The sequence below is a fragment of the Stenotrophomonas sp. CFBP 13725 genome, from assembly GCF_014841935.1.
Lineage (GTDB): Bacteria > Pseudomonadota > Gammaproteobacteria > Xanthomonadales > Xanthomonadaceae > Stenotrophomonas.
Window position 1 is genome coordinate 286,234 of the sequence record NZ_JACYUV010000005.1, and the last position, 26,159, is coordinate 312,392.

The following is a 26,159-nucleotide window of genomic DNA, read 5'->3' on the forward strand; positions in this document are numbered from 1 at the left end:
GGGGCGCCGCGAAGGGCGCAGCCCACTATTGTCCGGGGTGTCACGGCGCATCGCAAACCGGGATACGTGATTGACGCCGCACGCCCCTGCGCCGCCGCGCAGGGTTGACGGCCAGCGGCCCTCGCCACCCTCGGTCAGGCGTCGGCAGGCTTCTGCCGCAGCACGCTCAAGGCCAGCCCACCGACCACCAGCACGCCCAGGATCAACAGCGACCACAGCAGCCACCGCTTCCAGTCGCGCGGTGCCTGCAATGCCGCTTCACCCGCCAGCACTTCCGGCGGCCCTTCCAGGCGCGCCAGGCTGGGCTGCCACTCCGGTCCATTGCGTGAACGCAGGTCAGCAATCACCACGCCCACCGGTGCGTCCTGCCGCGATGCGGTCGCACTGCCCACGGCCAAGGCATAAGGCGCGGCCCCTTGGCTCAGGAACATCAGAACTTCGGGACGGTACCCCAGGCGCAGCAGCGGAACGGTGGCACTGTTCGCCGGATCAGCCACCAGCTTCCAGTAGCGATCCCGCGTGGTCTCGCCGAGCTCGCGCGGAGGCGACTGCTGCTGCCCGGCCGCGTCCGCCTGCACCTGATACGCCACCCACGGCGCCGTGCGGCGTTGCCAATCCGCGCCTGGATCATCGCGGCTGAAGGCCGTCCATTGCACCAGACTGTTGCCGGTCGTTGCCACGTCCAGCCGACCGATCGGGAAGCGACCGTCCAGCTCGAACTCGAACGCGCCATCGGCCTGTTGCTTCGGCTGCAGCGTCAGCCACTCCCAGGGAATCGTCGCCGGTGCCGGCGGCACTTCGGCCAGCACGCCGCGCAACGCCGGCAGTGCCTGCGCATCGTTGCCCAGCACGCGCACGTAGCGCGCGCCATGGCCGATCTCGATCCGCCGTTGCAGCAGACGCTTGCCAGCCCGCTGCAGATCCACCAGCGGCACCTGCGCATCGATCTGCTGCCAGTTGCGCAGGTCATCGCTGACATCCACCTGCACGTTGACCTGCAGCGGCTGCTCGCGCTCGGCCCAGTCCAGTACCAGTGCCGCCAGCGGTTGCTGGCCCAGCACGCTGGCGTCGATCAGCCAGCCCGCCGAGGGACCTGCACCCGTGCTGGCGCCCACGCGGGCTTCCACACGGCGGACGCGGCCATCGGCATCGCGTTCGGTGAGCAGTTGCAGATCGTTGCGGCTGCGCGCATCCAGTGCCGGCAGGGCGAACCACGGCAGCTCACGCTGCACCGGCGGCTGCGCAAGGGGCTGGTCCGGCGCCAGCAGGGCGGACGGCAGCGCCTGCCCGGTCGCGTTGTAGACCTGCACATCGGCCAGCTGCGGGGACCACGCACGCCGGTAGATTTCCGGCTCCAGTACGACCCGATACGCACCGGACTGCTCGCTGGACAAGCGCAGCGGCCATTGCTCGACATACTGCTGCCGGTGCTCCTGGGCCAGCGCGGCAGGGGTCACGCACAGCGCCATCATCAGCGCCATCCAGGTCTTCATGCAGCTTCCTCCACGGTCTGCGACGGGCGCGGGGGCGCCGGCGCGAAGTAGCCCACGACCGTGCACAGCAGGCCATAGGCGATGAACGATGCAATGCCCAGCAGGTTACCCAGGTGGTTGCGATCAATCAGGATCAACTTGGCCAGCACCACGGCCATCAGCACCGCGCCGACGGTCCACAACACCCGCTGGCCGCGGCGCGAGCCCCACACCCAGGCAATCACGCCCAGCACGCTCCACACCACGGTGAGGCTGGTCTGCGCGAGGCTGGACGACCACAGTGCGTCATTCCAACGCACATCGCCCCAGTGGTGCACGGCGTGCAGGGTCACGCTGGTGATGGCGATGAAACCGGCAATGGCCAGTACCGGCACGCGGATCCGCTGCAGCACGGCCGGTGCCTGCGTCGAATACAACCAGCGCGCGGCCAGCAGCAGCATGACCCACTGCGCAAGTTCGGACGGATTGACCACCGGCAACCACGGCAACGGATCCGGCCAGCCCGGCACGAAGTGCAGGAACAACCAGGCGATACCCAGCACGCCGAACAGCACCATCTGCAGCAACGGACGTGCCGGATCGAATGCCGCCCCCAGTGGCTGGCTGATCCAGCGCCAACGGTGCATGGTCAGCGCCACCAGCACGATCCAGGGCAGCAGCACCATCACGATCTCCCAGCCCTGCGCGATGTTGAGGCGGCTGGCCACCTGCTGCAGCGCAAGTGACAACACGCACGGCCACAGCAGCCACCACAGGAACTGCGCCACCCGCGCCAGCTTGCCCGCGCCCTGGCGCAGCGCATGCAGTGAACGGGTACCGAGCACCGCGACCAGTGCCCATGCCAGGCCGCCATATCCCGCGAACGGCTGGCGGTGCATCGCCACCTGGGCCAGCAGCAACGGGAAGGCCAAGGCGAGCATCGCCAACGTGGTCAATCCGAGCGCGCGCGCCGGCTGCCGGCGATGCACTTCCGCTGCCAGCCAGCCGGTCAGCGCCGTCAGGATCAGCAGCGCAGCCGGTTCATGACGGCTGGGCAGGAAGCGCAGGCTTTCGGCCGACAGCCCCAGCAGCCACCACGACAGCGCCCACAGGTAATACACCAGCGCGATGCTGTCGCGACCGTGGCGACGATAGCTCCACGCTGCGGCAAAACCGGCCACGGCAATCAGCAGCACGCCCATCGCAGTGGGATTGAGCAGGAAGCGTGCGTCGCCGTCCCAGTAATCGGCACCGGCCACGAACGCAAACGCGGCGGCAATCTGCAGCAGCGCACCACTGATCTGCGGCAGGCGGCGCTGCTGGCGCAGGCCGAGCCAGACAAGCCCGGCGCCTTCCAGCGCGAAGATGGCACCAGTAACGCGCGCGGACAGGGCCAGCGGCACCGCCAGCGTGGCAAAGCCCACCGCCAGTACCGCGTGCGACTGCGCCAGCACCGCGAACGAGCGGTGATGGATCAAGGCGCGGGCCAGCACGGCATACAGCGCTGCCACGCCAACCGCAATGCAGGCCAGCAGCATCGGTTGGTCATGCAGCATCGCGGCCTGCAGCGAGAACGCCACCAGCGGCGTGCCGAACACCAGGCTGCCGTCGACCAGGTCGCGCTTCTCCGCTGGCTGGCGACGCGCGTACAGCAATGGGATCAGCAGATAGAAGACGAAGAACAGCACAAGGAACGGCTGCGTGCTTGGCAGGTCCTGCGGCCGGTACTGCAGCACGCCCCACGCGATGCCGATGCCGAAGGTGAACACGAAGCCGAGCAGGTTCAGCACGCGCCACGGACGGAACCAGGCGATGGCGAAGATGCCCGCGTTGAGCACGGCGTAGTAACTGAAAAGGCCAACGTGGTTGCCGCTGCCGGTGGACAGCCAGAGCGGCGCCATGAAACCGGCCAGGATGCCCAGCACCGCCAAGGTGCGCGAATCCTGCACCACGGCCAGCACACACAGGCCCGCCACCAAGGCGATGCTGGCGATGAACGCCGGCAGCGGGTCGACCAGGTGGTAGATCTTGAAGGCAGCGAACACGGTCAGCAGCAGGACGCCGATCGCCCCGCCCTGCAGCGCCAGCGCGAAGAGGCGGCGGCTGCCGCGCTGCTTCCAGCCGAACACCAGCAGGCCGAGCGCACCCACCGTGATGCCGGCCAGGCGCAGCTCGATCGGCACATCCAGCAGGCCCTGGTCACTTACATATTTCAGCAGCGCCGCAACGCCCGCCAGCAGCACCAGCATGCCGATCTTCACCGGCACGTTGCCTTCGGTGAACCAGCGCTTGGCGGCGCTCAGCGCGCGCTCGACCGCATTCGGGCCGGAGGGCGGCGGCGGTGCGACGTAGGCGGGCGGCGGCGGGGCCTCCTGGGTGCCGGGCGGAAGCGGCGGCGGCGCGGCAACCGAGGCGGCGACCTCGCGCACGGGCGGGGCCACCACCGGTCGCTCGACATCATCCGCATCGGCAGCCGCTGCCTGCACCGGCCACGGCTGGATCGGCGGCAGCGGATCCCACGTGGCCGAAGCGGGAGCGGCCGCATCGGCGATGGGTGGCTGCGCGTGCGGTGATGCCTCACGCCCGAGCAGGGCCTCTTCCAGAACGCCTACCCGGCGCCGCAGGCCGGCGATCTTCGCCAGGGCGACCACCAGCAACAACGGAATGGCCAGCAGCACCAGCACCAGCATGACAATCAACGCTTCCATTCAACGGCTTCCTGCTGTCGCTACGGGGCCACGATGGCGCCGACGGGCCGTGCCATGCTACGTCAAGCCGGGCCTGCTGGGCGCGCTGGTCACTGGCAGACGCGTCCGCCCCCTGCACCGACCCCCTGCTGGAACGCGTCATAGCCCTCGCGCAGGCCCTCGGCAACGGCCGCCTGGAATTGCGGATCCTGCAGTGCAGCCGCGTCCTGCGGGTTGGTGTGGAAGCCAAGTTCGATCAGGATGGAGGGCGCCAGTGCCAGGCGGTTTTCACCGAAGTTGCCGGTGCTCGGCTGCACGCGTACACGATAATCGGCATAGGCCGGCACCTGCTGGATGGCATCGCGCATCTTGCACAGCAGCACATGCCCCAGCCGCTGGTCTTCGCTGCGACCGGACTGATGGAACGCCATCATGCCGGTGGCCAATGGACTGGCGGCATTGGTATGCAGGTGCACCAGCACACCGGCCCCCACTTCATTGGCCATCAGCGGGCGGCTGCGGATATCGTCGTTGTACTCGCGCAGCGGCGTGCTGCGGTCGGCGTAGCTCTGCCAGATGTCGGGGCGGTCCGGGTACAGCGCCTGCGCGTGATAGCGGGCGGCCATCTGCCACCAAGGTTTACCGGCGACCGGATGCAACGCCGTCTCCACCGAGCGCGAGAACGCCCAGCGCACCTTTTTTCCATCCAGAGCGTCCGCGAATTTCTGGGCGAACTGCGGCGTCACCAGATCTTCGATCATGCCGTTTGTGGGCGGGCGCTGCAGGTACCACGTGGTGCCGCCGTGCAGGTACCAGCCATGGCTGGCTGAAATGAAAACGTCGACCCCTGATGCCCCCTCATCGAGCGGATTGTGCGCACGCGGGCGCGCCGGCGGCGACGGGAAGTAATGTTCAAGGCGGTGGCCATTGAAGCGGAATTCCAGCGACGGCGGCATGGCCCCCTGCTGCTCACGCTGCAGCAGTACCGCCAACCGGATCGCCTGCAGGCGCGCATCCAGCTCGGCCGGTATCTGCGGGCCACGTACATCGTCGAGGAAACGGCCGCCCAGCTCTACGGTCCAGCTGCCATCGGCGGCCGCCTCGGCACGGACGGTGCCGGACGAACGTACAAGCGGCCGCTCCATCTGCTGCACGATCGCCGCCACGATACCCGCATCGTCCGGCGGGGCAACCGTCGCCCCCTGCACCGTTGCAACAACGCAGAACAGCCCTGCAGAAAGCAGTGGGAAGAGAGGGTTCGACATGGCGGTGCCTTACGAAGAGGAGCGACAGATTTAGCATCCGTGGCGTGTCCTCGGCTGTCGGAAAACCGCCTGTCGCGTGGGCTTCGTGATCGCCGACACAGGCCTGAAACGACGAACCCCGGCATCGGCCGGGGTTCGGGTGTCACGTGGTGAAGCGGCTTACTTGGCCGCGACGACCTTGGCCATTTCCAGGCACTTGTTGGAGTAGCCCCACTCGTTGTCGTACCACGACACCAGCTTGACGAAGGTGCTGTCCAGCGCGATGCCGGCATCGGCATCAAACACCGAGGTGTGGGTCTCGCCGCGGAAGTCGGTGGCCACGACCTTGTCTTCGGTATAGCCCAGGATGCCCTTCAGCGCGCCTTCGCTCTGTGCCTTCACTTCGGCGCAGATTTCGGCGTAGGTGGCTTCCTTCTCCAGCTCGACGGTCAGATCGACCACCGACACGTCCGAGGTCGGCACGCGGAAGCTCATGCCGGTCAGCTTCTTGTTGAGTTCCGGGATCACCACACCGACGGCCTTGGCCGCACCGGTGGACGAGGGAATGATGTTCTCCAGGATGCCACGGCCACCGCGCCAGTCCTTGTTGGACGGGCCATCGACGGTCTTCTGGGTGGCGGTTGCCGCATGTACGGTGGTCATCAGGCCGCGCTTGATGCCCCACTTGTCATTGATGACTTTGGCCAACGGCGCCAGGCAGTTGGTCGTGCACGATGCGTTGGAGATGATCGCCTGGCCGGCGTAGGTCTTGTCGTTGACGCCGTAGACGAACATCGGCGTATCGTCCTTCGACGGCGCCGACAGGATCACCTTCTTCGCGCCCGCATCGATATGCTTCTGCGCCGTTTCCTTGGTCAGGAACAGGCCGGTGGATTCGATCACCACGTCCACGCCCACTTCGTCCCATTTCAGGTTGGCCGGATCACGCTCCTGGGTCAGGCGCACTTTCTTGCCGTTGACCACTAGGTGTCCGCCATCAACCGATACCTCCGCCTTGAAGCGGCCGTGCACCGAATCGTACTTCAGCATGTACGCCAGGTAATCCGGCTCCAGCAGATCGTTGATGGCCACGATCTCGATGTCGTCGCCGAAGTTCAGCACCGCCGAGCGCAGGACGTTGCGCCCGATGCGACCGAAACCGTTGATACCAACCTTGATTGCCATGTTGATGAGCTCCTGCGGCCGCGCACGGCGCGGCGGGATGGATAAGGCCGGTTAGTCTAGCAAACCGCCTTCACTACCGGCGGACAGGACGCGCCAGCCCTCGCGCCCGTCAGGGATTTGATCCGGATCAAGGCGTTGCGTGCAGGGCGGGCAGAGACTGCGGGCATCAACCCCGCAACGAGACCTGCACCATGCGCCGCACCGCCCCCCTGATGATGGCCACCCTGGCCGCCGCTTCGGCCCTTACCGCCGCCCCTGCCATGGCCCAATCCAAGGGCGACTGGACGCTGTCGGCCGGCGTCCACCAGGTTGCGCCGAAATCCAACAACGGCGCCCTGGCCGGCGGTACGCTGAAGGTGGACGTGGACCGCGACATCAAGCCGACGATCACCGGCGAGTACTTCATCGCCGACAATCTGGGCATCGAAGTCCTCGCCGCGCTGCCGTTCAAGCACGACATCCGCATCGCCGGCCTGGGCCGTGTCGGCAGCACCAAACACCTGCCGCCGGTGGTCACCCTGCAGTACCACTTCAACAGTGCCGGCAAGGTGTCGCCGTTCCTCGGTGCCGGCATCAACTACACCACGTTCTTCAGCGAGGAGACCGGCGGTGCACTGGCCGGCAGCACGTTGAAAATGGACGATTCGTGGGGCCTTGCCGCGCACGCGGGCGTGGACTTCGCCCTCAGCGAAAAAGCCGCCCTGCGGGTGGACCTGCGCTGGATGGACATCGACAGCAAGGTCAAACTGGATGGCCAGGACCTGGGCACCGTCAACATCGACCCGCTGGCGTATGGCGTGTCGTACGTCGTGAAGTTCTGACCGGCGGCGGCGCCGGTAGAGCCGGCTTCAGCCAGCTGTGCCTTCCCCATGAAATGCCCCGCCGAGCACGGCTCGGCCCTACCGAGGCTGGGCCTTCCCCGTGAAATGCCCCGCCGAGCACGGCTCGGCGCTACCGCTGCTGGGCCTTCCCCATGAATGCCCCGCCGAGCGCGGCTCGGCGCTACCGCTGCGCCAGCAGATGCTGCGCGGCCGCCTGCGCGTGCAGCGCCGTCGTGTCGAACAGGGGCACGCTGGCATCTTCATCCGTAACCAGCAACATGATCTCCGTACAGCCCAGGATGATCCCCTGCGCGCCGCGTTGCACCAGCCGCCGCATGACCCCGCGATAGGCCTCCCGCGAGGCCGGCAGCACGTGGCCGCGCACCAGCTCTTCATAGATCACCCGGTGCACCAGCGCACGATCTGCTGCATCCGGCACGACGACCTGCAGGCCGTGCTGGCGTTCCAACCGGCCCGTGTAGAACGCCTGCTCCATGGTGAACGCGGTGCCCAGCAGTCCAATGCGCTGGATACCCGCCGCTTTCACCGCCGTGGCGGTCGGGTCGGCGATGTGCAGCAGGGGAACGTCAATTGCGGCCTGCACGGTATCTGCCAGGCGGTGCATGGTGTTGGTGCAGATGACGACCGCACTGGCGCCGGCAAGCTCAAGCCGTTGGGCCGCGTCGACCAGCAGCGTGCCTGCGCCGTCCCAGTCGCCTGCGGCCTGCAGCGCCTCGATCTGCGCGAAATCGAAAGACCACATCAGCAGCCGCGCCGAGTGCACGCCCCCGCGGGCCTCCCGCACCTGCTCGTTGATCAGCCGGTAATACTGCGCGGAGCTTTCCCAGCTCATGCCGCCAATCAGGCCGACCATGGTCTCTGACACGCTGCTCTCCTCGATTTCCTGCATAAGCCAGCATACCGCTGCGTGAGGCCGGCCCCCCTTATCGGGGCAAGCCACCTTGCAGGCCGACCGCTAGAATAGGGCCGATGAAAAGCCCCTTCCCCCTCCGCTCTCCCCTGCCCCTTACCGCGCTGGCGCTGGCACTGGCCCTCTGCTCCACCGATGCGCTTGCGTGGGGCGCACAGGGCCATCGTCTGGTCGGGCGCGTCGCAGAAAGCAGGCTGACGCCCACCGCACGTGCCGAAGTAGACAGACTTCTGGCAAGTGAAGCCGATCCCACGCTCGCCGGTGTGGCCCCCTGGGCCGACCAGCTGCGCGCCACCGACCGGGATCTCGGCAAGCGTTCCGCTGGCTGGCATTACGTCAACATCGCCGAAGACAACTGCGTCTACCAGGCCGCCAAGCACTGCCCGGATGGCAACTGCGTGGTCGAAGCGCTGAAGGATCAGACCCGTATCCTGTCCGACCGCAGGAATAGCGACGCCGAGCGCGCGCAAGCGCTGAAGTTCGTCGTCCACCTGGTCGGTGACATCCACCAGCCCATGCATGCGGGCTTCGGCCACGACAAGGGCGGCAATGAGGTCCAGGTGCAGTTCAATGGACGCGGCAGCAACCTGCATTCGGTCTGGGACAGCGGGCTGCTCAATACCCGCGGATTGGACGATGCCGGCTACCTGACGGTGCTGCAGGCATTGCCGCAACCTGCGCTGGCGCGCCGGGTCGACGTGCGCAAGGATGCGGAGGCATGGGCTGAGTCCAGCTGCCGTATCGCGGTTGAAAAAGGCGTTTACCCCACTTCGCGTAAGCTCGGAGCCGATTACACCGACCGCTATCGTCCCGTGGCCGAGAGCGAACTGCGCATCGCCGGCGAGCACTTGGCGCAGGTGCTGAACCGCACACTCGGCCCGCGCTGAGGAGTCACCCGATGTCTGCCCATGTCCAGTCGTTCTTCCATCCCGACAGCAACACCTTCAGCTATGTGGTGCACGATGTGGCCACCCGGCAGGCTGCCCTGATCGATCCGGTGCTGGACTACGACCTGGAAACCGGCACGGTCAGCGAGACGGCGTTGACCCCTGTGCTCGGGCATCTGCTGGCCGAGGGACTGGCGCTGCGCTGGGTGCTGGAGACCCATGCGCATGCCGACCACGTGTCGGCGGGCCGCTGGCTCAAGCAGCGCTTCCCTGAGGCCACACTGGCCATCGGCGAGGGCATCCGCGCGGTGCAGGCAACGTTCGCCCCGCGCTACGGGATGGACCTTGCCGCTGAGGGGGAGGCGTTCGACCACCTGTTCGTTGATGGCGAAACGTTCGCGCTGGGAACCGTGCAATGCCGGGTGCTCGCGGTACCAGGACACACCAGTGACAGCATCGCCTACCTGATCGGTGACGCGCTGTTTCCCGGCGACTCCCTGTTCATGCCCGACGCCGGCACCGCGCGCTGTGATTTTCCCGGTGGCGATGCCCACCAGCTTTACCGCTCCATCCAGACGCTGCTGGCACTGCCGGACAGCACGCGGGTATACGTCTGTCACGACTACGGCCCGGGTGGCCGCGCGATCAGCAACGAGACCACCATTGCCGAGCAGCGCGCGCACAACATCCACGTACGCGTCGGCACGGATGAAGCGACCTTCGTCGCCAGCCGGCAAGCCCGCGATGCCACCCTGCCGGAGCCCAAGCTGATGCACCCGGCCATCAAGGCCAACCTGCAAGGCGGCGCATAAAAAAGGGGACGTAGTGTCGGCCCTTCACTATTTCGAAGGTGAAGGCGTACAGCAGGCTCACCGGTATGGGCTCGATGCGGTCGGGACCTTCACAGTCAGACGGCTCGCGAGGAAGCTTGCCCGGCGCGAAGTGGCAGATGGCGGCCGGCGAGAATCTCCAGTGCTGCACCGCCTCCTGGACCGCTTGCCGCAGCGCCCCGTTCTCGGCTGCCGCACCGGCCCGGCACTCCGTGCGGTCGGCAACCGGGAGACTGCGCTCCACCTTGCCATCTGCATCGACCACCAGCTGGACGCACACCGTGGTCAACGCCAGCTCCTGACGCTGTTCTCGATCCCCCAGCACCGGGGGCGGTGCCGTGTGCAGCTGCGGCATGCGGTAGCTTTCGCCGGGTTGCAGGGTGTAGGTCTCCACGGCGCCGGACCCGATACCGGAGGGGGGCAGCGGATCCAGGCGCTGGTGGTCGATGTTCTCCTCGCGTGTATCCACCGCCTGGCGGATGTCGTGGCGGCTGCAACCGAGCATCATCAACGCCGCGATCGCGATGGCGGCACGTCCTGTCATGGCCCCACCGGCGGCTGATCGAGTGCGAACTGCACGGGGATCTGCAGCGTCCCCGGTACGTTTCGCCCATCCCTCACCGCGGGCGTGAATGTCCACTGCCGCGCGGCCTCAACGCTGGCCGCCTCGAACACTCCCGCCGGCGTCGCGCTCACGACGCTGACACCACTCGCCTTGCCGTCGGCGTCGACATCAACGCGAAGCACGACCTTTCCGGTGATGCCTCGTTCGAACGCCTCTTCCGGGTAGTCAGGGGCCGCCATCTGGGCCGCCTTGATATCGCGGTCAACCGGCGCTGCCGATAGCGCCGGTGCGCTGCCTGCGCCTTGGCTTGCCCAGGCCATGCCGCCCGCACCGATACACAATCCCGCCACCATCAGATAACCGCAGGCGACGGGCACGCGTCCGCTCGTTCCTTGTTTCATCATGGAAATCCTCTCCTTCAACACAGGCTGTCCGCGCCAGTGGCAGGCCACCGGTGCGATCGGGTGGGCCAGTTGCGCTGTCAGCAACGCAGTGGCGTAAGACCGGCGATGGGCCGGATGTAACCGAAGAACGCGCGCATCGCAGGCGAGTTCCTGATCGCGCTGCAGGCGGCGCGCGCTCCAGGCAGCCAGCGGATGGAACCAGAACAGGCAGCGCATCATCAGCACGACGGCATTCACCCAGTGATCGCCATGGTCGCGATGGCTGCGTTCGTGCTGGAGCACGAGATTCCGCTGCTGCGGGTCGAAGCGCGTGTCGAAACCAGGACCCACGATGATCCGCGGCCGCCACACGCCCACCAGCGCAGGCAGCCCCGCGTCCACGTCTGCCTGCCAGCTACCGTCCCCGCGCTGCCGGAGCACGCCCAACTGTCGTTCGAACCGGCGTTGGGCGATGCATGCCCTGAGCAGAGCACGCCCTGCACCCAGCCCCCACAGCGCTGCCAGCAACGTGGCCCCTCCGCTCGCGGTCACCCACGGTCCGTTCTGGCTCGCCGCACCCTTCGTCATGGCGAGCAACGCCATACCGTCCGGGAGCGCGGCGGGCGGATACGGCAGCGGCACCACCAGCAGCGTCAGCAGCACGGGCAACAGCCACCAGCTGCGATACGCCAATGGCCCGCCGCCCAGCCGGAGCAGCAGCGGGCGCGCGACGGCCAGCAGCAGTACGCCCACCGTGAGCCACACGCTGGCCCGCAATAAGAGCATCAACAGGTCAGTCATCGCCCATCTCTCCGATCAGCCTGCGAAGCTCGGCGATGTCCTGCGGGCTGAGCTGCCCGCGTTCACTGAAATGCGCGACCAAGGGCGCGATGCGGCCCTCGAAGACGCGCTCAATGAACTGTTCGCTCTGCCGGGCCACCCACGCCTCCCGCTGCAGCAGCGGGCGATACAGGTAGCGTCGGCCATCGCGTTCGGCCGCAATCGCGCCCTTGGCCAGCAGGCGGTTGAGCCATGTCTTGATGGTCGGCTCGGCCCAGTCCCGTGCACGCAGAGCCGCAATGACCTCCTCGGCAGCCAATGGCGCCCGCTGCCACAGCACCTCCATCACCACGGCCTCTGCATCGCTGATCTGCATGTGCGTTTACACCTGTAATCGACAAGCCGATTACAGACGTAATCGCAGCGAGTGTCAAGCAGGAGAAAAAGGGGACGGAGGGGATTAAGTCGCAATCGGCCACGCTGTCGGCCGATTGCGACTTAATCCCCTCCGTCCCCTTTTTAGACGGCGGTTCAAGGCGGTCATGCTGTAATGCGGTCATCACGAACAAGGAACCTGCGCCGATGACCGATCACCTGACCGACCTTGATGCTGCCGTGGATTGGTTGTTGGGACGGGTGCAAGGGGCGGTGCGGATCGGTGCGCCACTGGCCTTGGGCAAGCCGCATCGGCTGCTCAACGCGCTGTATGCACGGGTAGAAAACGATCCCGCACGTCCGCTGCAGATTTACACGGCACTGTCGTTGAACCCGCCGGTGGCGAGCGGCGACGGCCTGGAGGCGCGCTTCATGGGCCCCTTCGCCGAGCGCCATTTCGGCAAGGACGTGGTGCGCTTGGCCTATGCCGATGCGATGGCGCGTGATGCGCTGCCCGACCACGTGCAGGTGGAAGAGTTCTACATGCAGTCCGGTGCGTTGCTGCGCTCGCGGCAGGCGCAGGCCAGCTACACCAGTCTCAACTACACCCACGCCGCTGATGCGGTGGCGCAGCGTGCACCGCATGCCATCGTGCAGAAGGTAGCGCGTCGGGAGGGCAGCGACCGGCTGTCGTTGTCCTGCAACAACGACATCACCCAGGATACGATCGATGCGATGGCCGCGCGGGGATTGCCACGTCCGCTGCTGATCGCCGAGGTGGATCCGCAGCTGCCGTGGATCGGCGGCACGGCTGCCGTGGAGGAATCCTTCTTCGATCTGATCATCACTCCACCGGGCCCCTACCCCGCGCTGTTCGGCCTGCCGCGGCAGCCGGTCAGCGATGCCGACCATGCCATCGGCCTATATGCCAGCACCTTGGTGCGCGACGGTGGCACGCTGCAGATCGGCATCGGTGCACTGGCCGATGCACTCAGCCATGCCCTCGTGCTGCGGCATACCGACAATGCGTTGTACCGCCGCGTGCTGCATGCATTGGACCCTCAGTTGGCCACGCATCCGCTGGTGGCGGAGATCGGTGGACTGGGGCCGTTCGAGGAAGGCTTGTACGGTTGCAGCGAAATGCTCAACGAAGGATTCCGCAAACTCGTGCAGTGCGGCGTGATCAAACGGAAAGTGCACGATGACCTGACCCTGATGAAGCGTCTGGACAACGGGAGCGCCTACACCGCCGACCACGCCACCTTGGCGGCGGAAGGCGAGTACCTGCACGGGGCGTTCTATCTGGGCTCGCCCGAGTTCTACGACTGGCTGCGCACCCTGCCAGAGGACGAGTGTCGCGCAATCGGCATGCGCCGCATCAGCGAAATCAACCAGCTGTACGGCAGCAATGAAGAGCTTGAGCGGCTGCAGCGGCGGCATGCGCGCTTCTTCAATTCCTGCATGATGGCCACCGCGCTGGGTGCGGCGGTGTCGGATGCGCTGGAAGATGGCCGCGTGGTATCCGGTGTCGGCGGCCAGTACAACTTCGTGGCCATGGCACACGCCTTGCCCGAGGCGCGCAGCATCCTGATGTTCCGTGCCGCGCGCGACGATGCGGGGTCACGCCAGAGCAACGTACGCTGGAACTACGGGCATACGACCATCCCGCGCCACCTGCGCGACATCTACCTCGACGAATATGGCATCGCGGATCTTCGCGGTCTGACGGACGCGGATTGCGTGCTTGCGATGGCGGGCATCACCGAGCGGCCTTTCCAGGACCCGCTGCTGCAGCAGGCGAAGGAGGCGCGCAAGCTCGGCACCGATGCTCAGCCGGACCCGCGTGCACAGCGCAACACGCCGCAGCTACTGTCGGCCACGCTGGCCGCGTTCCGCAGCGATGGCACCTTGCCGGATTATCCGCTGGGTAGTGATTTCACGGAGCTGGAGCAGGTGCTGCTGAAGGCGCTGGGCTGGCTGAAAGCCAATACCCAGACGCGCGGCGCGAAGCTGCGCACCGTGTGGGCGGCGATCTGGCAACCTGCCGGCGATGGCGATGCGGTGTACCTGCAACGGATGGGTCTACAGGCACCTGCGAACGTCGGTGAGCGGTTGAATGCGCGGCTGCTGCGATTGGCGTTGGCGCGTACGGCGTGATCCGGCGGGCGGGTGCGACCTCCGTAGCGCCGAGCCGTGCTCGGTGGCGGGATTGCGTGGGGCGATCAGCCAGCTGAAGCCGGCTCTACCTGGCGATGCGGTGGGCGTCGCGCGCGCGGTGGTAGCGCCGTGGCGTGCTCGGCTGCGGGATTGCGCGGAGCGATCAGCCGGCTGAAGCCGTCTCTACCCTCAGTTGCAGCTTGATCGGCCGGTCTTGTGGTTGATCGCGCCCTTTGCGATCAGCAGGTTCGCCACGTCGTCGAACCCGCCTTCGCAGGCACCGCTGAGCGGGCTTTCGTTGATTTTCGGTTTTTCGTTGATCGCCACCGCGTTCAGATCCGGATGGAACTGCAGGATGTACTCCACCGTCTCCAGGCGACCGTCCACGGCGGCCACCATGAACAGCGTTTCCTGGTCGCTCTCACGCGCGTCCCAGTCGGTCTCGTCGCGCAGCAGCCCGTGCAGGTATTCGACCACCGCCACGTTGCCGCCCATCACGGCGGACTTGAGCGCGTTGTAAACGTCAGCCCGGTCCGTCGCGCGGATGTCCGCGCCCTGCTCCACCAGGTAGTGGACCATGTCCTCGTAGCCGATGAAGGCCGCCCAGCCCAACGCGGTCTGGCCCAGTGCGTCTTCGTCCTTGGCTTCCAGGTTCTGCCCGGCTTCCACGCGTCGGCGGACCTCGGCGAGATTGCCCTGCTTCACCGCATCGAACCACGCCGCATCGGGACCGGTGGACCGGAAATCATAGAAATTCCGATGCCCCAGCAGATCCGGGTTCGAGATCTTATGCATCTGCTCGACGCTGTAACGGAACAGTGCCGGATCGGCCTTTACGGCAGGCGTGGCCGCCATGGCCGGGAAGCAGCTCATCGCCATCAGGCAGGCAGCGAGAAACGGGGTGGTTTTCATTGAAGGGCCGTCGCGGCTTGTTGCGGACGGGCCAGCATGACAAGGCCATGCACTGCTGGAAACAGGCCAGGCGACAACGCATCATTCCGGCGCTGCGGCCGGAAAACCGCGCCGATTCAGCGCGGTCCGATGGACAGCGGGTGCAGCGGATCGAGGACCCGCTGCACCCTCCAGGCCGTGTTTACAGCGACTTGGCAGCTTCCACCACGTGCGCGGTGGTGATGCCGAAGTGCTTGTACAACGCGTCAGCCGGTGCCGATGCACCGAAGGTGTCGATGCCGATCACGGCGCCGTCCAGGCCAACGAACTGGCGCCAGAAACCGGTGACGCCCGCTTCGACCGCGACGCGCTTGCGCACGGCGTTGGGCAGCACGCTTTCACGATAGGCCGCGTCCTGACGCAGGAACACATCGGTGGACGGCATGGAGACCACGCGGGTCTTCAGGCCTGCGGCATCCAGCTCCGCCTTCGCCTCGGTGGCCAGCGAGACCTCCGAACCGGTGGCGATCAGGATCACGTCCGGCGTTCCCCCCTGCGCATCCGCCAACACGTAACCGCCGCGCTCGATCTGGGTGATCTGCTCGGCGTCACGCGGCTGGTGCGGCAGGTTCTGGCGACTGAACACCAGGCAGCTCGGACCGTCCTGGCGGGTGATGGCGGCCTTCCAGCTGACCGCCGACTCCACCGCGTCACAGGGACGCCACACATCGTTGTTCGGGATGTAGCGCAGCGACGCCAGGTGTTCCACCGGCTGATGGGTCGGGCCGTCTTCGCCCAGGCCGATCGAGTCATGGGTGTACACGTGGATGGCATGTGCCGGGATCAGCGCACTCATGCGCACGCCGTTGCGGGCGTAGTCACTGAACACCAGGAAGGTCGCATCGAACGGCAGGAACCCGCCATGCAGGGCCAGGCCGTTGGCGATCGCGGTCATGCCGAACTCGCGCACGCCGTAATACACGTAGTTGGCATTGGCATCGTCGGTAGCAACCGACTTGCTCGCCTTCCACAGGGTCAGGTTGGAATGGGCCAGATCGGCCGAGCCTCCCACCAGTTCCGGCAGCAGCGGCGCGAACGCTTCGATGGCCAGCTGCGATGCCTTGCGCGAGGCGATGGTCGGGCCTTCCGCGGCGACCTGCGCGATGTAGGCGTCGGCCTTGGCGATGAAATCTTCCGGCAGTTCACCATGCGAGCGGCGGGTCAACTCCTCTGCTTCCGCCGGGAAACGCGCGGCGTACTTGTCGAACTGCTGCTCCCACTCGGCTTGGCGCAGGGTGCCGGTACCGCCCGCACGCCAGCCGGCGTAGATCGATTCGGGGATTTCGAACGGACCGTACTCCCAGCCCAGCGCCTTGCGCGTGGCCTCCAGTTCGTCCTTGCCCAGCGGTGCACCGTGGCTGGATTCCTTGCCGGCCTTGGCCGGGGAACCGAAGCCGATGGTGGTACGGCAGCAGATCAGCGTCGGCTTGTCGTCCTGGCCCAGGGCCGCCTCGATACCAGCCTTGATGCTTTCCGGATCGTGGCCATCCACGTCACGCACCACGTTCCAGCCATAGGCTTCGAAACGCTCGGGCGTGTTGTCGGTGAACCAGCCATCGGTGTTGCCATCGATCGAGATGTGGTTGTTGTCCCAGAAGCAGACGAGCTTGTGCAGGCCCCACGTACCGGCCAGCGACGCCGCTTCGTGCGAGACGCCTTCCATCAGGCAGCCGTCACCCATGAATACGTACGTGTGGTGATCGACGATCTCCAGCTCCGGGCGGTTGAAGCGCTGGGCGAGCAGCTTCTCGGCCAAGGCAAAACCGACAGCATTGGCGAAACCCTGACCCAACGGACCGGTGGTGGTCTCTACGCCGGGGGTTTCGTGGTGCTCCGGATGGCCGGCCGTCTTGCTGCCCAGCTGGCGGAATGCTTTCAGCTGCTCGATGGGCAGGTCATAACCGCTCAAATGCAGCAGTGCGTACTGCAGCATCGAACCATGACCGTTGGACAGCACGAAACGGTCGCGGTTGAACCACTTCGGGTTGTTCGGATTGTGGCGGAGATAGTCGTTCCAGAGCACTTCAGCGATGTCGGCCATGCCCATGGGCATGCCGGGGTGGCCGGACTTGGCGGTCTCGACTGCATCGGCGGCAAGGAAACGGATGGCGTTGGCCAACTGGCGGCGGGTAGGCTGCGTCATGGTTCTATAGGAATCAGGGAGGCGGCCGCGGACGTGCGGGCACGTCATTGTAGCGCCGCGCTACGCCGGGCGGACTCACACGGTAACCCCCCGGTCAGGCAACGGGGCAGTCATTCCGGTAGCGCCGCCCCATGGTCGGCGAGCGCAGCGGCGCACGGGGAACCCGCCGAGCACGGCTCGGCGCTACCAGGGCATCATCCGCTCCGGTAGCGCCGACCCATGGTCGGCGAGCGCAGCGGCGCGGGGAAACCCGCCGAGCACGGCTCGGCGCTACGCAGGCATCATCCGCTCCGGTAGCGCCGACCCATGGTCGGCGAGCGCAGCGGCGCACGGGGAAACCCGCCGAGCACGGCTCGGCGCTACCAAGGCATCATTCGGCCCGGTACCGCCGATGCGTGGATTCAAGCAATGCGATCAGGCGCAGGGGTCGGCACCAACGGTTCTTCGACTTCGCCTTTCGCCACCAGCGTGGTCAAGGCCAGGTCGCCGGTGACATTCAGCGCCGTACGGCACATGTCCAGGAAATGGTTCACGCCCAGGATCAGGCCGATGCCCAGCGGGTTCACCCCGACCATCGCGCAGATCATCGCCACCACCGGCAGCGAGCCCGACGGCACGCCGGCTGTGCCGATGCCGCCGAGGATGCAGACCGCCATCACCATCACCTGCTGGCCGATGCTCAGGTCCACGCCGAAGAACTGCGCCAGGAAGATCACCGTGACACCTTCAAACAACGCGGTACCGTTCTGGTTGGCCGTGGCCCCCACCGTCAGCACGAAGCGCGACACTTTCTGCGGCAGGCCCATCTCGTCCGCCACGCGCAGCGCGGTCGGCAGGGTGGCGTTACTGGAGGCCGTGGAGAAGGCCATCACCGTGGCTTCCTGCGTATCGCGGAAGAACGCCAACGGCGAGCGGCCGGACAACCAGACGGCCACGCCGTAGGTGACCACCATGTGCAGCCCCAGCGCCAGCACCACCACGCCGACGTAGGCGCCCAGGCGGATCAGCAGCTCGAAGCCGAACAACGCGGCCAGGTTGAACATGAAGCAGGCGACCGCGTACGGCGCCAGGCGGATGACCAGGTTGATCAGGGTCATCGAGACTTCGAAAATGCCTTCGATCGCACGACGCAGCGGCGCGACTTTCTCCTCCGCAGTGAGCACCATGCCGATGCCGAACATCAGGGCGAAGAACATCAGCGACAGGATCGCCCCATTGCTGGAGGCAGCGGCGACGATGTTGTTCGGCACGATGGACAGCAGCATGTCCGCGCCCTTCGGCTGGCTGCCGACGCCGGCGACGATCTCCTTGGAGCGCTCCAGGTTCTCGGCCAGGATCTGGTTGGCCATCGCCGGATCCACGCCGACGCCCGGCTTGAGTACGTTGACCAGCACCAGCCCGATGGCCACCGCGATGCTGGACAACACGATGGTGTAGGCCAGCGTCTTCCAGCCGATCCGGCCGAGCGAGCGCACGTCGCCCATTTCCGACACGCCCATCACCAGCGCGGAGAAGATCAACGGCACGATGAGCATGAAAATGAGATTGAGGAACAGGCCCGAGGCCGGCGTGGTGACGTAATGCATCACCCACTTGGCCGCCTCCATCAAGGCCGGGTTCTGCCCGCCCAGCGCGTGCACCACGAGGCCAAGGACCAAGCCAAGGGCGAAGCCGATGCCCATCTTCCAGTGCAGGGGCATCTTCTTCTTCGCGGGGCTGGCTGCTGTCATCGGGTCGTTTTCCTTACAAGTGAGCGTACTTTAGCAAAGCGCTGCACCCCGCCACGCGGCGTGTTTCAACCGCGCGGATACAGGGGGGGCAACCCAGTCTGCGCGATTTCCACGGGCTGCGACCAGTGCGGACCGTCATGGAAGGCCTCCTTCAACAGCCGGCGCACCGCGACCAGGTCGCCCTCGCCCGCCCAGCGCGCCTGCTGCAGCGCCTGCAGCGCCGCGCGCTGACGGGGATCGCCCAGCTTTTCCATTACCTGCTCCAGTCGCGCCACCCCGGCCAGGGTGCACAGGGTGGACGCGACCACGGACAGGTCTTCGGACTCCAGCACGCGGCGCAACGCTTTGGTGGAGGAACGCGTGGCACCAGCGCCATCCGCAGCCGCCACCGGGACGCTCACGTCAGCACGCTGGCGCCCGCGACGCCAGCCCCACCACAGGGTCAGCAGCCATAGCAGCACCAGCCCGCCCACCGCTGCGATCCACGGCCACGGAGCCGCCGCGCGCGGCGGATGCTGGCCGTTGGCGGACAGCTCGCCCTCACTACCCGGCAAGGCGGCGTCGGTATCCACCGGCTGGACCGGCGGCACGGGGGATGCCACGCCGGCCGCCCCCGTGGCGACGGCCAACGTCAGGTCGGGCAGCGTGCTGCTGCGCGCCTGCCCGGCCGTCACATCCCACCAGCGCAGTTGCATGCCCGGCACGGTCAGGGCACCCTCGCGGCGCGGCACGACCGCGTACTTGCGCGTGATCTTCAGCTGCGGCGATCCACCGACGAAGGTTTCGTCGTACTGCGCTGGCTCGGCGAAGACCTGGGCATCGGCCCCCACGTCGGGCACCGGCAGTTCGGTGAACTGCGCGCGCGTCGCGCCAACGGCAACTGCTTCGACCTCGATCGTCGCCGCTTCACCGCTGCGTGCACGGTCGGGTGCAAGCGTGTAGCGCAGCCGCAGATCGTGCAGCGGCAGCCAGGGTTGCGGTGCATCCGCCGGTTGTGCCTGCACCTGGAGCGTCTGGTCCGCAGCGGCTGCACGCAGGCGGCCATCACCGCGGCCGCCGAAGAAATCATCGAAGAAGCTGCCCGCCGAGCGTCCGTCGAAGCGCGCACCAACCAGCGTGAGCGGCCCGCTGCGTTCCGGGATCAGCAGGTAGCGACGCTCCGCCACGTTATAGCGTCGTCCGTTCACTTCGCGCACGTCGGTGCGGTCCTGTCCGACCACCTGCAGCGACGCACCCGCGGGGGTATCCAGCACCAGCGAACCGGAGGCAAGCTGCGCGGCGTAATACAACCGCACGACCACGCCAACGCTCTGCTGCACATACGGGCTGCGATCATCCACCTCGGTTTCAATGAAGGCCAGCGCGCTGCCGTCGTTGCGTGCAGGCGCGGCCTCGCGTACCTGCAGCTGCAGGGCGGGCGTGGACACCGATCCCACCTGCAACGGCGGCAACACCACGGTGCCGGCCCGTCGCGGTGACAACGCAACGCCGTGCAGCGTGCGGGTCTGCATGGACCCGTTGCTCCACTCCACCTGGCGGCTGCGGGTCTGGTTGCTGAGCTGGAAGTCGGCGCGCAACGGCGCCAGATCCGGCGCTGCATCGCTGTCGGTCTGGATGTTCAACGTCACCGTATCGCCGAGGTCCACCTGGGCGCGGTCGAGCCAGGCACGGGGCTGCGCCTGCACGCCTACCGGCAGACAGAGCAGCATCAGCACCAGCAGCCACGTCGGCATCCGCATGAGGGTATAGGGGGGGGCGTGTCGCATCATGGTCCTTCCCGTTTCCTGCGTTCTGTTTCCAGCTGGAACTTGGCCCGCAGCAGATCGCCGGGCTGGTCCGGTACGCGCCGCATCCAGGCGTCCACCGCCTGCTGCTGTTCGCGTTGCTGCGGAGTCCGGCCATCCGTGCGTTGCGCCGGCTGCTGTTGCTTGCCATCACCATCGCCCTGGCCGCTCTTCATGGCCTGCTGCATGCGCTGACGCTGTTCGGCATCGGCGCGGGCCTGTGCCTGCGGATCAGCGGAAGGCTTCTGCTGCGGCGCACCTTGGCCGTCGTTGTTGGATGGCTGCGCGTTGGGGGGCGTGTTCTGCTGCGGCGGCGACGGTGGGGCGCCAGCGCCTGGCGAGCCGGATGCCTTCGGTGGCTGCGCAGGCGGTTGCGCCGGCGGTTGGCCCTGCCCGGCCTGCTGCTGCCCCTTCCCGCCCTGTGACGGCGGCGATGTGCCCGCTTTCGCACCGGGCGGCTTCTTGCGCTTGCGCGCCGCGTCCACCACGGCCCGGTTGGCGACGGCATCCTCCATTCCCGGCCGCTGGCTCAATGCACGGTCATAGGCCTGTATGGCCCCATCCAGATCGCCCTGTCGCGCGCGCGCATTGCCGAGGTTGTACCAGCCCTCGGCGTTGTCCACCGCTTCGAACTGCCGCGCGGCGGTGCCGAAATCGCCCTGCTGGTAGGCACGCACGCCTTGTTCCAGACGCTGTTGCCGGCGTTGGTCCAGGCGCAGCCACGGGGTGGCCTTGTCGGCCTGCGCCGACAGCGCGGCTGCCGCCTTTTCCTGTGCCTGCAGCGGCAGGGGCAACATCGTCGACGCGCCCAGCAGCACCAGCACGGACAGTACCGCCGCACGACGGCGAAACGCCAGCAGTGCGAGCAGCATCACTGGCGGCAGCAGCCAGTAGCCCTGGTCCAGCCATTGCCGTGCACTGCCGCGCTCCTGTTCACCGGACACCTGGTCCGCCTGCAGCACGTCCAGTGCCTGCAGGTCCGTACCATCGCGAGCCAGCCGCTGGTAGCGGCCGCCGCCGGCTGCTGCCAACCGTGACAGGCTCTTCTCATCAAGTGCGGCATTGCTTATCTGGCCGCGCCCATCGCGATACGCCGCGCCCGCCGGCGTGCCCACGCCGAGCACCGACACCCGCACCCCCTGCGCGTGCGCCTGCGCAGCCGCCGCTACCGCGCCGTCGTCAGCCTGATCGGTCAGCAGCAGGATCTGGCCACCGCGCATGCCGCTTCGCTGCAGCAGCAGCGTGGCCCAATCCAGTGCACGGTCGGCGCGCTGGCCGTCGGCCGGCATCACCTGCGGCGACAGGGAATCAAGGTAAAGGGCCACATTGGCGACGTCGTCAGTGAGCGGGGCCACGGTGTAGGCATCATCGGCATAGACCACCAGCGCGATCTGGCCCCCCTCGCGCTGCTGCAACAGCGAGGCCAGCTTCGCGCGTACCTGCAGCAACCGCGATGGCGGCAGATCGGTAGCGCTGACCCGCGTGGACAGGTCCAGCACCACCACCAGCGGCGACTGCGGCTGCAGCAGGGTCTGCGTCTGTTGTCGCCACCCCGGTCCAGCCACCGCCACCACCGCGAGCAACCAGCCCAGCAGTACGGCCCACGGCCAGCGCCGCGCGCTGGCACTTCCGCCCTGCAGCAGATGCGGCAACAGGTGAGCATCCACGGCCTGTTCCCAGCGACCCGCGACGCGACTGCGGCGCCATGCCCACAGTGCGATCACGGGAAGGACCAGCAGCCCCCACAGCAGGTGCGGGCGCGTCCAGTGCACCATCGTCAGAACGTCGGACATCATCGTTGCCGCCCCGGCCACAGCCATGCCAGCGCGCCCAGCAGCATCGCCAACGCCAATGCCCAGAAATACACTTCGTTGCGTGGCCGCAGTGCCGGCCCGAGCGCTGTCACCGGCTCCAGCCGGTCCAGCTCGGCATAGATGCCAGCGAGTTGCGCGGTGTCGCGCGCACGGAAAAAACGTCCACCGGTGACGTCGGCGATCCTGCGCAGGGTGGCTTCATCCACCGGATCCTGCGCTTGCCCGATGTCCATGCCGAACAGTTTCATGCCGCCATCGCCGCCGAAGGCGACGGTGTACACGCGGACGTGCTCGGTGGCCGCCAGTTCGGCGGCCCGCAGCGGAGCCAGCACGCCGGCATTGTTGACGCCGTCGGTCAGCAGGATCAGCACGCGCTGCCCCTCAGGCTGGCTGCGCAGGCGTTTCACGGCCAGGGTGATCGCATCGCCGATCGCCGTCTCGCGCCCGGCCAGCCCAACCACCGCATCGCCCAGCTGCTCACGCACGCTGGCCAGGTCCGGGGTGATCGGCGTCAACGCGTACGCGCGGTCGCCGAACACCAGCAGGCCGACGCGATCCCCTGCACGCCGGTCCAGGAAGTCCGCAAGCACGGCCTTGGCCGCCGTCAGCCGCTCGACCACCTGGCTGCCCAGCACCATGTCCGGCTCGCCCATGCTGCCGGACACGTCCATGGCCAGCATCAGCTGACGGGCCTGCACCGGCGGGCTGACCGCCTCGCCAAGCAGCTGCGGCCGCGCAAAGGCGATGCACAGGCAACACCAGCCCAGCCACAGCACCGCGCGATGAAGGCGGGCGCCGTCATGGCGGGCCTCGCCGGCGATCTCCTGCAGATGCTGAGCCGACCACGGCACGCGCAGGGCAGACCCTTGCTGGGCTGCCCGCCGCGGCCACCAGCGCATCAGCCAGGGCAGCGGCAAGGCGAGCAGCGCCCACGGCCAGGCAAGCAGAAGATCCGGCCACGGCCAAGCGGGCAACGTCATCGCGCGCCCTCCTTCAACAGCGACACGTAGCGTGTGCGGGCCCAAGGTTCCAGCGCGGCAAGCTGCTGCGGGTCCACGTGGGGCTGGTAGGCCCCCTGCAGCAGAAGCGCCTTCTGCGGCGGGGACAGCGAACCCGTCGGGTCCACCACCTGCAACCACGCATCGCCCTGCAGCACCTCATCGCCGGGCCGTTGCTGGCGTGCTGCACGACGCAGCAGGACCAACAGCGCCGCCACCCGAGCAGCGCCCGTGCCGGCGGCGGCGAGCTCGGCATCGAACTGCCGTTGCCAGGCCCGTTCGCGGCGAAGGCGCCGCGAACGCAAGAGCAGCGGGATCGCCAGCAGAAGCAGGACAACGGCGGCCACTGCCCACCACCCCGGCGCGGGCGGCCAGAGGCTCGGCGCAGGGGGCAGGTGCACGTCGCGCAGTGGCAGGTTCGTGCTCATGCCACGACCTCGCGTACGGCCGGTGACAGCCAGCTCGCGCTGTCTGCGTTGGTGGCCACTACATGCACCGCGATACGTCGCGCGGCAAGCGTCTCCTGCAGTTGCTGCAGCGGATCGGCGAAGTGGGCCTGCCAGTGACTGCGCACGGCGCTGCTGCGCAGGTCCACGCGCACGCGTCGCGATTCGGCCAGAAACGCCAAGGCATCACGCGGTGGCTCCAGCTCCAGTGGATCCACCATCAACAGCACATCGATTTCATGATGCTGGGCGAGTCCCGCCCATTGCGCCAGCGGGATCGCGGCGGCGCGCAAGGGATCGGCCAGCACCAGCATCCGTGCACCGGGACGCAGCACGCGCCGGGCCTGGTGCAGCGCATGCTCCAGGCCTGCATCATCCGGCGGCGGAGCGGCATACCAGCGGCTCAGCGCATCAAGCACCCGCAGCACACCACGCGTGCCGCCGGCAGGTGGAATCGGGGCCTCGGTCAAGCTGCCGCGCAGGGCGGCCAGCCGATCGCCGCGACGCTGTGCCGACCAGGCCGCAACCGCACCGACCCGAGCGGCCTGCACGGATTTGAACCGCGTACGGGTGCCGAAATAGAGCGCCGGGTCGGTGTCGGCGACGATCAGGCTGACGCGCTCGCGCTCAGCCTGGAACAGCTTGGTATGGGTGCGGCCGCTGCGTGCGGTCACCCGCCAATCGATATGCCGCGCGTCATCGCCGGCGACGTACTCGCGCGATTCTGCATACTCCATGCCACGCCCGCGCATCGCCGAAGGTGCCTGCCCGGCCTGCCCTACCCGGCCTCGCCGCGGCGCCGGCGGGCGCACGGCGGAACCGCGCAGCGCGACCAGCTCGGCCAGCGTGGGCACCAGGCCATCGCCTGCGGCGATGTCATGACTGTCGTTCACCGGCATGGGGATCAGGGTGCCGGCACGCGGGCCAGCAGTTCCTGCACCAGCCGCTCGCCATCCCAGCCCTCGGCGACGGCTTCGTAGCTGGGCAGCACGCGGTGACGCAGCACGTCGCCGGCGATCGCGCGTACGTCGTCCGGGGTGACGAAATCACGCCCGGCCAGCCAGGCACGGGCACGCGCGCAGCGCTCCAGCGCGATCGAACCACGCGGACTTGCGCCCCAGGCAATGCGTCGTGCGAGGGCCGCGTCGTAGCGTGCGGGCTGACGCGAGGCGAGGACCAGTTCGACCAGATAACGCTCCAGGGCCGGCGAAAAATGCAGGTCCAGCACAGCGCGACGCGCCGCGTAGACATCGGCCATCGGCATGCGCGGGGGCGCGGTCGCGGGCGCGTCCAGCGCACCCCGCGCGCGCTCACGCGCCAGGCGCAGGATCTCGGTTTCCGCACTCTCGTCGGGGTAACCGATGCGCACATACATCAGGAAGCGGTCCAACTGCGCTTCCGGCAGCGGGAAGGTACCTTCCTGCTCGATCGGGTTCTGCGTGGCCATCACCAGGAACAGCGGCGGCAGCGGATACGTATGACGACCCACCGTGACCTGGCGCTCGCCCATCGCTTCCAGCAGCGCGGACTGCACCTTGGCCGGGGCGCGGTTGATCTCGTCGGCCAACAGGATCGGGTGGAAGATCGGACCGGGAACAAACTCGAAGCGGCCTTCCTGCGGGCGCCAGATTTCGGTACCGGTCAGATCGGCCGGCAGCAGGTCCGGGGTGAACTGCACGCGGGAAAAATCCGCGTCCAGCCGGCTGGCCAGCGCGCGGATCGCCGTGGTCTTGGCCAGCCCGGGCGCGCCTTCCACCAACAGGTGGCCGTCAGCGAGAAGCGCGATCAGCAGTCGCTCGACCAGCTCGGCCTGGCCGACGATCTCCGTACTCAGCGCGGCGCGCAGCGTCTGGAAGTCGTCATGCAGTCGCGCATGCTCGGGCGTGGCCGCGATCAGGCCGGGGGTCGGAAAGGTGTCGGGTATGGAGGGAGGTGTATTCATGGCATCCATATGACCTCCGCAACGCGCGATAGGT

General features: G+C 67.4%; 21 protein-coding genes. 4 read left to right on the plus strand and 17 right to left on the minus strand.

The window, feature by feature from the left end; genetic code table 11:
• Positions 1-134 precede the first annotated feature (134 nt).
• From IFT65_RS11520 to gap, 4 genes are all read right to left on the minus strand, one after another.
• A complete protein-coding gene (locus IFT65_RS11520) occupies positions 135-1,493 on the minus strand; it encodes a DUF3999 domain-containing protein (protein WP_192081539.1) in 1,359 nt (452 codons plus the stop codon).
• The gene (locus IFT65_RS11525; RefSeq protein WP_192081540.1) at positions 1,490-4,180 is read right to left on the minus strand and encodes a DUF2339 domain-containing protein; all 2,691 of its coding nucleotides are present in this window, start codon (positions 4,178-4,180) and stop codon (positions 1,490-1,492) included. The genes IFT65_RS11520 and IFT65_RS11525 overlap by 4 nt, the downstream gene beginning before the upstream one ends.
• 89 nt (positions 4,181-4,269) lie before the next feature.
• Entirely contained in the window at positions 4,270-5,424 is a 1,155-nt protein-coding gene (locus IFT65_RS11530) for an N-acetylmuramoyl-L-alanine amidase (protein WP_192081541.1), read from the minus strand.
• A gap of 159 nt (positions 5,425-5,583) precedes the next feature.
• The gene (gene gap, locus IFT65_RS11535) at positions 5,584-6,588 is read right to left on the minus strand and encodes a type I glyceraldehyde-3-phosphate dehydrogenase (RefSeq protein WP_188326327.1); all 1,005 of its coding nucleotides are present in this window, start codon (positions 6,586-6,588) and stop codon (positions 5,584-5,586) included.
• A gap of 191 nt (positions 6,589-6,779) precedes the next feature.
• Here gap and IFT65_RS11540 point away from each other — a divergent pair, with 191 nt between their 5' ends.
• On the plus strand, positions 6,780-7,409 hold the full coding sequence (locus tag IFT65_RS11540; RefSeq protein ID WP_192081542.1) for an OmpW family outer membrane protein: 630 nt from the start codon (positions 6,780-6,782) through the stop codon (positions 7,407-7,409).
• A gap of 181 nt (positions 7,410-7,590) precedes the next feature.
• On the opposite strand, the gene IFT65_RS11545 is transcribed toward IFT65_RS11540, so the two are convergent.
• Positions 7,591-8,283: an aspartate/glutamate racemase family protein gene (locus IFT65_RS11545; RefSeq protein ID WP_197974105.1), complete on the minus strand. Its 693-nt coding sequence runs from the start codon at positions 8,281-8,283 to the stop codon at positions 7,591-7,593.
• Positions 8,284-8,399: 116 nt separating this feature from the next.
• Here IFT65_RS11545 and IFT65_RS11550 point away from each other — a divergent pair, with 116 nt between their 5' ends.
• Positions 8,400-9,227, plus strand: a complete 828-nt coding sequence (locus tag IFT65_RS11550; RefSeq protein WP_192081544.1) for a S1/P1 nuclease — start codon at positions 8,400-8,402, stop codon at positions 9,225-9,227.
• Between the two features lie 11 nt (positions 9,228-9,238).
• Positions 9,239-10,039: an MBL fold metallo-hydrolase gene (locus tag IFT65_RS11555; RefSeq protein WP_192081545.1), complete on the plus strand. Its 801-nt coding sequence runs from the start codon at positions 9,239-9,241 to the stop codon at positions 10,037-10,039.
• Here the strand turns inward: IFT65_RS11555 and IFT65_RS11560 are convergent.
• The 3 genes from IFT65_RS11560 to IFT65_RS11570 are packed head-to-tail and all read right to left on the minus strand — an operon-like array spanning position 10,011 to position 12,161.
• Positions 10,011-10,601: a hypothetical protein gene (locus IFT65_RS11560; RefSeq protein WP_192081546.1), complete on the minus strand. Its 591-nt coding sequence runs from the start codon at positions 10,599-10,601 to the stop codon at positions 10,011-10,013. The two genes, IFT65_RS11555 and IFT65_RS11560, sit on opposite strands and share 29 nt — an antisense overlap.
• Positions 10,598-11,806 (minus strand): TonB family protein, encoded by a 1,209-nt coding sequence (locus tag IFT65_RS11565; RefSeq protein ID WP_192081547.1) that lies wholly within the window; start codon positions 11,804-11,806, stop codon positions 10,598-10,600. The genes IFT65_RS11560 and IFT65_RS11565 overlap by 4 nt, the downstream gene beginning before the upstream one ends.
• Positions 11,799-12,161 carry a BlaI/MecI/CopY family transcriptional regulator gene (locus IFT65_RS11570; RefSeq protein WP_192081548.1) on the minus strand — a complete coding sequence of 121 codons (363 nt, stop codon included), beginning with the start codon at positions 12,159-12,161 and terminating at the stop codon, positions 11,799-11,801. The genes IFT65_RS11565 and IFT65_RS11570 overlap by 8 nt, the downstream gene beginning before the upstream one ends.
• Positions 12,162-12,367: 206 nt before the next feature.
• On the opposite strand from IFT65_RS11570, the gene IFT65_RS11575 reads away from it, so the two are divergent.
• A complete protein-coding gene (locus tag IFT65_RS11575) occupies positions 12,368-14,317 on the plus strand; it encodes an acetyl-CoA hydrolase/transferase C-terminal domain-containing protein (protein ID WP_192081549.1) in 1,950 nt (649 codons plus the stop codon).
• Positions 14,318-14,506: 189 nt separating this feature from the next.
• On the opposite strand, the gene IFT65_RS11580 is transcribed toward IFT65_RS11575, so the two are convergent.
• The 9 genes from IFT65_RS11580 to IFT65_RS11620 all read right to left on the minus strand — a co-directional run bounded on the left by IFT65_RS11580 (position 14,507) and on the right by IFT65_RS11620 (position 26,125).
• A complete protein-coding gene (locus tag IFT65_RS11580) occupies positions 14,507-15,229 on the minus strand; it encodes an ankyrin repeat domain-containing protein (RefSeq protein ID WP_192081550.1) in 723 nt (240 codons plus the stop codon).
• A gap of 181 nt (positions 15,230-15,410) precedes the next feature.
• Entirely contained in the window at positions 15,411-17,411 is a 2,001-nt protein-coding gene (gene tkt, locus IFT65_RS11585) for a transketolase (protein WP_192081551.1), read from the minus strand.
• 401 nt (positions 17,412-17,812) lie between these two features.
• Positions 17,813-19,141, minus strand: coding sequence for a dicarboxylate/amino acid:cation symporter (locus IFT65_RS11590; RefSeq protein ID WP_192081552.1), 1,329 nt, complete (start codon positions 19,139-19,141; stop codon positions 17,813-17,815).
• Positions 19,142-19,206: 65 nt separating this feature from the next.
• Entirely contained in the window at positions 19,207-20,907 is a 1,701-nt protein-coding gene (locus tag IFT65_RS11595) for a BatD family protein (RefSeq protein ID WP_192081590.1), read from the minus strand.
• Entirely contained in the window at positions 20,907-22,718 is a 1,812-nt protein-coding gene (locus tag IFT65_RS11600; protein WP_249405136.1) for a VWA domain-containing protein, read from the minus strand. Before IFT65_RS11600 ends, IFT65_RS11595 begins: the two co-directional genes overlap by 1 nt.
• Entirely contained in the window at positions 22,718-23,719 is a 1,002-nt protein-coding gene (locus tag IFT65_RS11605) for a VWA domain-containing protein (RefSeq protein ID WP_192081554.1), read from the minus strand. Before IFT65_RS11605 ends, IFT65_RS11600 begins: the two co-directional genes overlap by 1 nt.
• Positions 23,716-24,165 (minus strand): DUF4381 domain-containing protein, encoded by a 450-nt coding sequence (locus tag IFT65_RS11610; protein ID WP_192081555.1) that lies wholly within the window; start codon positions 24,163-24,165, stop codon positions 23,716-23,718. Before IFT65_RS11610 ends, IFT65_RS11605 begins: the two co-directional genes overlap by 4 nt.
• Positions 24,162-25,082, minus strand: coding sequence for a DUF58 domain-containing protein (locus IFT65_RS11615; protein ID WP_188326313.1), 921 nt, complete (start codon positions 25,080-25,082; stop codon positions 24,162-24,164). Before IFT65_RS11615 ends, IFT65_RS11610 begins: the two co-directional genes overlap by 4 nt.
• 5 nt (positions 25,083-25,087) lie before the next feature.
• Positions 25,088-26,125 (minus strand): MoxR family ATPase, encoded by a 1,038-nt coding sequence (locus tag IFT65_RS11620; protein WP_192081556.1) that lies wholly within the window; start codon positions 26,123-26,125, stop codon positions 25,088-25,090.
• Between the last annotated feature and the right edge of the window lie 34 nt (positions 26,126-26,159).

Coding starts and splice junctions, on each gene's coding strand:
- IFT65_RS11520 (WP_192081539.1), bottom strand. CDS start 1,493: ATGAAGACCTGGATGGCGCTGATGATGGCGCTGTGCGTGACCCCTGCC.
- IFT65_RS11525 (WP_192081540.1), bottom strand. CDS start 4,180: ATGGAAGCGTTGATTGTCATGCTGGTGCTGGTGCTGCTGGCCATTCCG.
- IFT65_RS11530 (WP_192081541.1), bottom strand. CDS start 5,424: ATGTCGAACCCTCTCTTCCCACTGCTTTCTGCAGGGCTGTTCTGCGTT.
- gap (WP_188326327.1), bottom strand. CDS start 6,588: ATGGCAATCAAGGTTGGTATCAACGGTTTCGGTCGCATCGGGCGCAAC.
- IFT65_RS11540 (WP_192081542.1), top strand. CDS start 6,780: ATGCGCCGCACCGCCCCCCTGATGATGGCCACCCTGGCCGCCGCTTCG.
- IFT65_RS11545 (WP_197974105.1), bottom strand. CDS start 8,283: ATGGTCGGCCTGATTGGCGGCATGAGCTGGGAAAGCTCCGCGCAGTAT.
- IFT65_RS11550 (WP_192081544.1), top strand. CDS start 8,400: ATGAAAAGCCCCTTCCCCCTCCGCTCTCCCCTGCCCCTTACCGCGCTG.
- IFT65_RS11555 (WP_192081545.1), top strand. CDS start 9,239: ATGTCTGCCCATGTCCAGTCGTTCTTCCATCCCGACAGCAACACCTTC.
- IFT65_RS11560 (WP_192081546.1), bottom strand. CDS start 10,601: ATGACAGGACGTGCCGCCATCGCGATCGCGGCGTTGATGATGCTCGGT.
- IFT65_RS11565 (WP_192081547.1), bottom strand. CDS start 11,806: ATGACTGACCTGTTGATGCTCTTATTGCGGGCCAGCGTGTGGCTCACG.
- IFT65_RS11570 (WP_192081548.1), bottom strand. CDS start 12,161: ATGCAGATCAGCGATGCAGAGGCCGTGGTGATGGAGGTGCTGTGGCAG.
- IFT65_RS11575 (WP_192081549.1), top strand. CDS start 12,368: ATGACCGATCACCTGACCGACCTTGATGCTGCCGTGGATTGGTTGTTG.
- IFT65_RS11580 (WP_192081550.1), bottom strand. CDS start 15,229: ATGAAAACCACCCCGTTTCTCGCTGCCTGCCTGATGGCGATGAGCTGC.
- tkt (WP_192081551.1), bottom strand. CDS start 17,411: ATGACGCAGCCTACCCGCCGCCAGTTGGCCAACGCCATCCGTTTCCTT.
- IFT65_RS11590 (WP_192081552.1), bottom strand. CDS start 19,141: ATGACAGCAGCCAGCCCCGCGAAGAAGAAGATGCCCCTGCACTGGAAG.
- IFT65_RS11595 (WP_192081590.1), bottom strand. CDS start 20,907: ATGCGACACGCCCCCCCCTATACCCTCATGCGGATGCCGACGTGGCTG.
- IFT65_RS11600 (WP_249405136.1), bottom strand. CDS start 22,718: ATGTCCGACGTTCTGACGATGGTGCACTGGACGCGCCCGCACCTGCTG.
- IFT65_RS11605 (WP_192081554.1), bottom strand. CDS start 23,719: ATGACGTTGCCCGCTTGGCCGTGGCCGGATCTTCTGCTTGCCTGGCCG.
- IFT65_RS11610 (WP_192081555.1), bottom strand. CDS start 24,165: ATGAGCACGAACCTGCCACTGCGCGACGTGCACCTGCCCCCTGCGCCG.
- IFT65_RS11615 (WP_188326313.1), bottom strand. CDS start 25,082: ATGCCGGTGAACGACAGTCATGACATCGCCGCAGGCGATGGCCTGGTG.
- IFT65_RS11620 (WP_192081556.1), bottom strand. CDS start 26,125: ATGAATACACCTCCCTCCATACCCGACACCTTTCCGACCCCCGGCCTG.